The organism is Streptomyces sp. AcH 505, assembly GCF_000818175.1.
In the GTDB taxonomy this organism is placed as follows: Bacteria; Actinomycetota; Actinomycetes; order Streptomycetales; family Streptomycetaceae; genus Streptomyces.
Genome location: NZ_JTIY01000001.1, coordinates 52,060 through 58,125, shown reverse-complemented (window position 1 = coordinate 58,125; position 6,066 = coordinate 52,060). Strand labels below are relative to the sequence as shown.

Below are 6,066 nucleotides of genomic sequence, written 5' to 3'. Positions count from 1 at the left end.
AGGCGGGCGAGCGCGGCGGCGGCGCCATCGGTCCCCCGGCGCTGCGCGGCGGTGCGGAGATCAGGGCGGCGCAGCTGTCCGGGGTGGCCGATGTGAGGGGTGCCCTGACGGCGCTCGACGGGCTGTTCGGCGAGGTGGGGATCGCCTTGGTGGCCGTCGCGTGTGCCACGGACGAGGAGGGGCTGTACTGGCAGTGCATCGAGGCGATCGACGCGGCGGACGAGACCGGGGACCGGCTCGGCGGGATGCTGCGCAGACTGGGCGGGGGAGCGCCATGACGTACCGCGCGGGGTCGCTACGACCGACGGCAGGGCAGCTACGACACGACCGCGGGACCGCTACGACAAGGGAGTGGCGGCGTCGGCCGCGAGACGTTCCGCCGACGTCTGGAGATCGGCGTCCAGCTGGGAGAGATCGGCGGTCAGCGTCTCCATCAGCTCCTCCATCCGCTGGAGCAGCCCCTTGGGGGCCTCGTCCTGGCCCGACTGCTCCGGCGCGGACTCGGCGGGTGTTGCTTCCTGGGACATGACGGCCTCCTCGTGGGCCGGACGGTCCGGCTCCGCCCGAGCCAACGATCATCGCGGGCCGCCGGTCACTGCCCGGGCGCCGTGAGGTTGACGCTGTTCGATGGTGCGGGTCGGAAGGTGCAGGATGGATGTCATGGATCTTCGAATTTTCACCGAGCCCCAGCAGGGGGCCGGCTACGAGACACTGCTGCGGATGGCCAAGGCCACCGAAGACCTCGGCTTCGACGCCTTCTTCCGCTCGGACCACTACCTGAAGATGGGATCCGCCGACGGGCTGCCGGGCCCCACCGACGCGTGGATCACCCTGGCGGGTCTGGCCCGTGAGACCAAGCGGATCCGGCTCGGCACGCTGATGACGGCGGGCACGTTCCGGCTGCCGGGAGTGCTGGCCATCCAGGTCGCGCAGGTGGACCAGATGTCCGGCGGCCGGATCGAACTGGGCCTGGGCGCCGGCTGGTTCGAGGAGGAGCACAAGGCGTACGGCATCCCGTTCCCCAAGGAGAAGTTCGCCCGGCTGGAAGAACAGCTGGCCATCGTGACGGGCCTGTGGGGGACGCCCACCGGGGAGACGTTCAGCTACGACGGGACGTACTACCAGCTGACCGACTCGCCCGCGCTGCCCAAGCCGGCCCAGGCCAAGGTGCCGGTGCTGATCGGCGGCCACGGCGCGACCCGTACGCCCCGGCTCACCGCGCAGTACGCCGACGAGTTCAACATGCCGTTCGGCTCGATCGAGGACAGCGAGAAGCAGTTCGGCCGGGTCAGGGCCGCGCTGGAGCAGGAAGGGCGCCCCGGGGACGATCTCGTGTACTCCAACGCGCTGATCGTCTGTGTGGGCAAGGACGACGCCGAGGTGGCGCGCCGCGCCGCCACGCTGGGAAGGGAAGTGGAGGAACTGAAGGCGAACGGGCTCGCGGGCACGCCGGCCGAAGTGGTCGACAAGATCGGGCAGTACGCGGCAGTCGGCTCCCAGCGGATGTATCTCCAGGTCATGGATCTGGACGACCTCGACCATGTGGAGCTGATCTCGGCGCAGGTCCAGTCCCAGCTCGGCTGAGCAAGCGGGACGGAGCCAGAAGCGGGACAGGAAGAACAAGGAAGAACAAGGAAGAAGAGGGAGGGAGAAGCCGTGAAACCCGTCCGTACGCTCGCCGCCGCCCTCGCGCGGGAGACCGTCCTCCTCGACGGTGGCCTTTCCAATCAGCTCGCCGCGCAGGGCTGCGACCTGTCGGACGAGCTGTGGTCGGCGCGGCTTCTCCTCGACGATCCCAGGCAGATCGAGGCGGCCCACACGGCGTATGTGCGGGCGGGTGCCCGGGTGTTGATCACCTCCAGCTATCAGGCCGGGTACGAGAGCTTCGCGCGGCGCGGAGTGCCGCGCGAAGCTGCGGACGGGTTGCTGGGACGCAGCGTCGAGCTGGCCCGTGCGGCGGCGGACACCGGCGAGGACGAGATCTGGGTGGCCGCGTCCGTCGGTCCTTACGGCGCGACGCTGGCCGACGGCAGCGAGTACCGGGGGCGGTACGGCCTGTCCGTGGCCGAACTCGAACGGTTCCACCGGCCGAGGATCGAGGCGCTGGCCGCAGCCGGCCCCGACGTCCTCGCGCTGGAGACCGTGCCCGACACCGACGAGGCGCGGGCAATGCTCGCCGCAGCCGAGGGCTGCGGGGTGCCGGTCTGGCTCTCGTACACCGTCGCGGGGGAGCGGACCAGGGCGGGCCAGCCGCTGGCGGAGGCGTTCGCCCTGGCGGCCGGTTCGGAGCAGGTGATCGCCGTGGGAGTCAACTGCTGCGAGCCGGGCGACACCGAAGCCGCCGTGGCGCTGGCCGCTTCGACGACGGGCAAACCCGTCGTCGTGTATCCCAACAGCGGCGAGCGCTGGGACGCCACGGCCCGGAGCTGGCGTGGGGCGGGCACGTTCGATCCGTCGATGGTGCGGGCCTGGCAGGCGTCGGGGGCGCGGCTGGTCGGTGGCTGCTGCCGGGTCAGACCCGAGGAGATAGCCGGGCTGGACGCGCTGACCGGACCGGAATCATGGTGAAAACCCGTGGTCGGGGCGGGCCGGGCAGACAATACTCAATCGGGTGTTCCTGACGATCAGTACGACCGGCACCCCTGAGCGTCCGGCGACCGACCTCGGCTTCCTGCTGCACAAGCATCCCGACAAGGCGCAGACGTTCTCCACCGCCCACGGCACGGCGCATGTCCTCTACCCCGAGGCGACCGCCGAGCGCTGCACTGCCGCGCTGCTGCTGGAGGTCGATCCCGCCGCGCTGCTCCGGCGCGGCCGGGGCAAAGGCAGGGGCGGCGCGCCCGACGCCGCTCTCGCGCAATACGTCAACGACCGCCCCTACGCGGCGTCCTCCCTGCTGGCCGTCGCGCTGAGCACGGTCTTCAAGAGCGCGCTGCGCGGTGACTGCCGGGCGCTGCCCGAGCGCGCGGCCAATCCGCTGCCGCTGCGGATCGACGTACCCGCCGTGCCCGCGCGCGGCGGCGCCGAGCTGGTCCAGCAGCTGTTCGGACCGCTCGGCTGGAGCACGGTGGAGGCGCGTCCGGTGGCACTGGACGAGCGGTTCACCGAGTGGGGCGAGTCCCGCTACGTACAGCTCGTCCTGGAGGGTGAGCTGCGCCTCGCCGACGCGCTGCGCCAGCTGTACGTACTGCTGCCGGTCCTCGACGACGCCAAGCACTACTGGGTGGCGCCCGACGAGGTCGACAAGCTGCTGCGGGCCGGGGAGGGCTGGCTCGCCGACCACCCCGAGAAGAAGTTGATCACCAGCCGCTATCTGGCCCGTCGCTGGGGTCTGACCAGGGCGGCCATGGAACGGCTCGAACTGGTACGGCTCGCCGAGGCCGACGACATCGACGTCGAGGCGATCGACAACGCGGTGGAGGAGCCGCAGACCGAACCGGAGGGGGAAGCGACAGAGGCCGGGGAGACGACGGCCGAGGTGGCCGAGGTGGCCGAGCCCGAGGTGAAGGAGCCGTCGCTCGCCGACCAGCGGCGTACGGCGATCCTGACGGCCCTGCGCGAGGCGGGCGCGAGCAGCGTGCTCGACCTCGGCTGCGGACAGGGCCAGTTGGTGCAGGGTCTGCTCAAGGACGTGCGGTTCACCCGGATCACCGGCGTGGACGTGTCGATGCGGGCGCTCACCATCGCCGCGCGCCGGCTCAAGCTGGACCGGATGAGCGAGCGGCAGGCCGGCCGGGTCAGCCTGACGCAGGGTTCGCTCACCTACACCGACAAGCGGCTGAAGGGCTACGACGCGGCAGTGCTGAGCGAGGTCGTCGAACATCTCGACCTGCCCAGGCTGCCCGCCCTCGAATACGCGGTGTTCGGCTCGGCGCGGCCCGGCACGGTGGTCGTGACCACGCCGAACGTCGAGTACAACGTGCGCTGGGAGACCCTGCCCGCGGGCACGGTACGCCACAGCGACCACCGCTTCGAGTGGACCCGCGAGGAGTTTCGCCGCTGGGCGGCCGAGACGGCCGAACGGTACGGATACGGCGTCGACTTCGTTCCCGTAGGACCCGACGACCCCGAGGTGGGGCCGCCCACGCAGATGGCCGTGTTCACCGCACTGAAGGAGGCGAAGGCCGCATGAGCAGCAACACGCAGAACAGCAACGCGCAGAACACCGCCACCGACAACACCGCCACCGACAACACCGCGGGCCGCGTCCTGCCGGTGACCGACCTGTCCCTGGTGGTCCTCATCGGCGCCACCGGATCCGGCAAGTCCACCTTCGCCGCACGCCACTTCAAGCCCACCGAGATCATCTCCTCGGACTTCTGCCGCGGCCTCGTCGCCGACGACGAGAACGACCAGAGCGCGAGCGGCGACGCCTTCGACGTCCTGCACTACATCGCGGGCAAACGGCTCGCGGCCGGCCGGCTCACCGTCGTGGACGCCACCAACGTCCAGGCCGAGAGCCGCAGACAGCTCGTGAAGCTCGCCCGCGAGTACGACGTGCTGCCCATCGCGATCGTCCTCGACCTGCCCGAGGACGTGTGCGCCGCGCGCAACGCCACCCGCCCCGACCGCGCCACCATGCCCCGCCATGTGATCAGGCGGCACCGTAGCGAGCTGCGCCGCTCGCTTCGCGGTCTGGAGCGCGAGGGCTTCCGCAAGGTGCACATCCTGCGCAGCGAGGAGGAGGTGTCCGCAGCACGGGTCACCCTCGAACGCCGCTACAACGACCTCACCCACCTCACCGGCCCCTTCGACATCATCGGCGACGTCCACGGCTGCCACTCCGAGCTGGAGACCCTGCTCGGCAGGCTCGGCTACGCCGACGGCGTCCACCCCGACGGCCGTACGGCCGTCTTCGTCGGGGACCTCGTCGACCGGGGCCCCGACAGCCCCGGTGTGCTGCGCCGGGTGATGGGCATGGTCGCGGCGGGCAACGCCCTGTGCGTGCCCGGCAATCACGAGAACAAGCTGGGCCGCTGGCTGAAGGGCCGGAAGGTGCAGACCACCCACGGTCTCGCGGAGACCGTCGAGCAGCTGGAGAAGGAGGACGACACCTTCCGCCAGGAGGTGCTGACCTTCATCGACGGGCTCGTCAGCCACTACGTCCTGGACGGCGGCAAGCTGGTGGTCTGCCATGCCGGGCTGCCCGAGAAGTACCACGGCCGCACCTCGGGCCGGGTCCGCTCGCACGCCCTGTACGGCGACACCACGGGCGAGACCGACGAGTTCGGCCTGCCCGTGCGCTACCCGTGGGCCGAGGACTACCGGGGCCGCGCCGCCGTGGTGTACGGACACACACCCGTGCCGAACACCTCCTGGATCAACAACACCATCTGCCTCGACACCGGCGCGGTCTTCGGCGGCAAGATGACCGCGCTGCGCTGGCCGGAGCGCGAGCTGGTCGACGTACCGGCCGAGCGGGTCTGGTACGAGCCGGCCAGGCCGCTGGCCACCGAGGCGCCGGGAGGCAGGGAGGGCAGGCCGCTCGACCTCGCCGACGTGCACGGCCGGCGCATCGTGGAGACCCGGCACATGGCCCGGCTCTCGGTCCGCGAGGAGAACGCCGCCGCCGCTCTGGAGGTGATGAGCCGCTTCGCGATCGACCCGCGGCTGCTGGCCTACCTGCCGCCGACCATGGCGCCGACGGCCACCTCCGGCGAGGAGGGCTATCTGGAGCATCCGGCCGAGGCGTTCGCGCAGTACCGCGAGGACGGCGTGGCGCAGGTCGTGTGCGAGGAGAAGCACATGGGCTCGCGCGCCGTAGCGCTGGTCTGCCGGGACGCGGCAGCCGCCGCCGAGCGCTTCGGCGTCGGCAACCAGAGCGGTGAAGGACCGACCGGCGCCCTGCACACCCGCACCGGACGGCCCTTCTTCGACGACCCCGCCGTCACCGAGGAGGTGCTGGACCGGCTGCGCACCGCCGTCACCGCCGCCGGGCTGTGGGCGGAGCTGGACACCGACTGGCTGCTGCTGGACGCCGAGCTGATGCCTTGGTCGCTGAAGGCGACCGGTCTGCTGCGCACCCAGTACGCGGCGGTCGGCGCTGCGGCGGGCGCCGCGTTCCCC

The 6,066-nt window shown here is 71.3% G+C and carries 6 protein-coding genes; 5 read left to right on the top strand and 1 reads right to left on the bottom strand.

The window, feature by feature from the left end; all coding sequences use genetic code 11:
* A partial coding sequence (locus HY68_RS00275; protein ID WP_241778435.1) for a DUF6099 family protein occupies positions 1-278 on the top strand: 278 nt, incomplete at its 5' end.
* A 60-nt stretch (positions 279-338) separates the two neighbouring features.
* Here the strand turns inward: HY68_RS00275 and HY68_RS00270 are convergent.
* Positions 339-527: a hypothetical protein gene (locus HY68_RS00270; protein WP_041983208.1), complete on the bottom strand. Its 189-nt coding sequence runs from the start codon at positions 525-527 to the stop codon at positions 339-341.
* Positions 528-660: 133 nt separating this feature from the next.
* Between HY68_RS00270 and HY68_RS00265 the strand changes: the two genes are divergently transcribed.
* From HY68_RS00265 to HY68_RS00250, 4 genes are all read left to right on the top strand, one after another.
* Entirely contained in the window at positions 661-1,584 is a 924-nt protein-coding gene (locus HY68_RS00265; RefSeq protein ID WP_041983207.1) for an LLM class F420-dependent oxidoreductase, read from the top strand.
* A gap of 72 nt (positions 1,585-1,656) precedes the next feature.
* Positions 1,657-2,568: a homocysteine S-methyltransferase gene (mmuM, locus tag HY68_RS00260; protein WP_041983204.1), complete on the top strand. Its 912-nt coding sequence runs from the start codon at positions 1,657-1,659 to the stop codon at positions 2,566-2,568.
* Between the two features lie 43 nt (positions 2,569-2,611).
* Positions 2,612-4,132: a 3' terminal RNA ribose 2'-O-methyltransferase Hen1 gene (locus HY68_RS00255; protein ID WP_041983202.1), complete on the top strand. Its 1,521-nt coding sequence runs from the start codon at positions 2,612-2,614 to the stop codon at positions 4,130-4,132.
* Positions 4,129-6,066: polynucleotide kinase-phosphatase (locus HY68_RS00250; protein WP_241778434.1), on the top strand; the 1,938-nt coding region annotated here is incomplete at its 3' end. The genes HY68_RS00255 and HY68_RS00250, both read left to right, overlap by 4 nt.